This window comes from Blautia sp. CAG:257 (assembly GCF_000433815.1).
Taxonomy (GTDB): Bacteria; Bacillota; Clostridia; order Lachnospirales; family Lachnospiraceae; genus Blautia_A; species Blautia_A caecimuris.
Genome location: NZ_HF999046.1, coordinates 82877 through 85527, shown reverse-complemented (window position 1 = coordinate 85527; position 2651 = coordinate 82877). Strand labels below are relative to the sequence as shown.

Below are 2651 nucleotides of genomic sequence, written 5' to 3'. Positions count from 1 at the left end.
TCCTTCGGATGAGAAGTCATAAAACGGATGCGCTTCAGTCCTTCCACTTCTTCCAGCATGGTAAGAAGCTGGGCAAAGGTCACTGGATTTTCCAGAGTTTTTCCGTAGGAATTTACATTCTGTCCCAGAAGCATTACTTCGGAAACTCCGTCTGCCACAAGACGTTCCACTTCCTTTACAATGGCTTCCGGTTTCCGGCTTCTCTCTCTTCCTCTAACATAAGGCACAATACAGTAGCTACAGAAGTTATTGCAGCCAAACATGATATTTACACCGGATTTGAACGTATAGTTGCGCTCTGTGGGAAGATCCTCCACGATCTGATCCGTTCCCTCCCAGATATCCACGATCTGCATGTCAGATAACAGCATATCGTAAAAAAGCTCTGCAAACTTAAAAATATTGTGGGTTCCAAACACCAGATTTACAAAAGAATAGGTTTTTTTGATTTTTTCTACTACCTGAGGCTCCTGCATCATGCATCCAAAAAGAATGATCTTCATATCCGGATTCTGATCCTTCAGACTGTGAAGATGGCCCAGACGTCCGTACACCTTCAGATTGGCATTTTCGCGGACGGTACAGGTATTGTAAATTACAACATCTGCCTCCTCACTGTCCTGACGGACATATCCGATTTCGTCCATGATTCCGGCTACAGCCTCAGACTGTTTTTCATTCATCTGACAGCCAAAGGTAGTAAGACAATAGGTTACAGGACGCCCGATGGTCTGCATTTTCTGCTGTGTCAGCGCTCTGGCAAGCTCAATAAAGGAACGCTGACGTTCTGTTTCATTCTGTATCTCTTTTGTTTCTGTATCTTTTATCATAAATATCGTTGCTCCTTGTTTATTTTCTTATTTTTCTATGATACAGGAATTTTATAATTCTGTCAAAATTTTTCCGGATACCGTGAATAAACAACAGCAGCACTTTACACATGGCAATATCCCGCAAGGTGTTTCGGCATATTTTGCGAAAATCCAATGATATACGGGGAAAATGGCAATCATCCAGGGTAATCCGGAATGTATTTTGACCGGGCTGCCGGGAACAGCGTAAACAGCAAGTCCATCGTTGCCTCAAAAAACACCCGGCAGTTCTCAGGAATCAGCTCCTGAAGTCTGCCGGGATCAACATTTTAAGCGGTTATTTAAAGTTCGCCCACAGAAAAAATATACTCCAGAGGGATTGTGTAAATCTGCTGATACCGGTTTTCCAGAAGAGAGCTTTCCTCTTCACCCAGACCGGACGGCAGCTCTATCCGAAAAGACGGCTGTCGGGTAAGCTCCGCATAATATCTTTCCGGTGTTCCTTCTCCCTGAATTGCATGATTTTTTTTCTGCTGTTCCAGAGAAAACTTTTCCATGCAAAATCCTGCCTGCTTCTGAAAATGTCTTGCCAGCCGATAGCTTTTCTGGTTTACCCCAAAAGCCTGAGGCTGCCTGAAATATACGATCCTTTTATCTGCCTGTCCAAAAGAAAAAAATCCTTTTCCCTGATATTCCTGCAAAATACGCACCAGAGCCTTTGTTTCATTTTCACTGGCAGGCTCATGATAAATCCGCATTTTCCTGTAATAGCTGGTTGGAAAATTTTTCTGCAGATTCATGCCTCTTGCGTTACAGAAGTATTCTGTGCAGGCTGTCTCCTGCATACGGAGCATCTGTCGGTAAACGGGATTTCGTATTACCGTGTAGCCTTTTTCGTAGATCTCATATCCGTCAGGATTCAGAAGGGGAATGAAACATATCTTCCATGCAGAAAGAAGCTGTTTCACGTCATAAAGCTCTTCCAGCACCCATCCGCATTCCCATGCCCGACAGTATTCCTTTGCCATGCGAAGAAGACAGGACGGCATATGCCGCTCCGTTCCGTTCAGCCCGCTGACACAAAAAATCACCTGGTCTCCCTGTCCCACCTCAATCATGGGAATCATCCGTTCATCATGACTGTTTCCAATTACCCGGAACTGCGCAATCGCCCTGTATCTCCGGGCAGTTTCCCATAGTTCATAATATAAATTCTCATAAGCAAAAATTGTTGTTTCCATCATCTGCCTGTCCCCCTGCCCTTCATACTGAATATATATGAAAAGAGACAGGCTTTTAGACCTGTCTCCTTTATGGACAAATTCTGTCAGATATGCTCAGAAGTTCTGTCAGATATCTTCTTTTTTACGTTTTCTTACAAGCACATAGCCTCCCGCCAGCAGAGAGAAAACTGCCAGAACGGACATGGTTCCAATCGGAGATTCATCTGCTGTGGATACGGCTGACTTGGACGTAGAATCGGAATCCTTTTCTGAAGCCGCCTCTGTCGCCTTAATATCTGCAACAGAGCCTCCGCTTGTTCCGTCATAGTTCAGACCGTCGTCCGGATTCTCTTTGTTGTAATTATCAATGTATTCCTTCCACTCTTCATCAGAAATTTCTGCGGAGCTGAAAGAAGTTTTCATATATTCAATTACATCTGTATCTGTCCATTCCGTACCATTATAAGTCTGTTTCTGGAAAAAGATGTACAGAGGATAGGTAGCCGCCTCCCGGATTCCTTTTTCCTGAGAACCGATTCTCCATGACTTGTTTTTTGTTCCGTTTACAGACATGGACCAGTACAGCGGAATCCATCTCTCATCGCCGGAAACCGGA

Annotated in this window: 3 protein-coding genes; all 3 read right to left on the bottom strand. The window is 44.2% G+C overall.

All coding sequences use genetic code 11. The features are described from left to right. Positions 1 to 830, bottom strand: an 830-nt coding sequence (locus QVP40_RS06650) for a radical SAM protein (protein ID WP_288200360.1), incomplete at its 3' end; no start/stop codon positions are given. A 323-nt stretch (positions 831 to 1153) separates the two neighbouring features. Continuing rightward, positions 1154 to 2056 (bottom strand): M14 family zinc carboxypeptidase, encoded by a 903-nt coding sequence (locus QVP40_RS06645; RefSeq protein ID WP_022067695.1) that lies wholly within the window; start codon positions 2054 to 2056, stop codon positions 1154 to 1156. 105 nt (positions 2057 to 2161) lie between these two features. Further along, positions 2162 to 2651: LPXTG cell wall anchor domain-containing protein (locus QVP40_RS06640; RefSeq protein ID WP_288200359.1), on the bottom strand; the 490-nt coding region annotated here is incomplete at its 5' end.

Coding starts and splice junctions, on each gene's coding strand:
- QVP40_RS06645 (WP_022067695.1), bottom strand. CDS start 2,056: ATGATGGAAACAACAATTTTTGCTTATGAGAATTTATATTATGAACTA.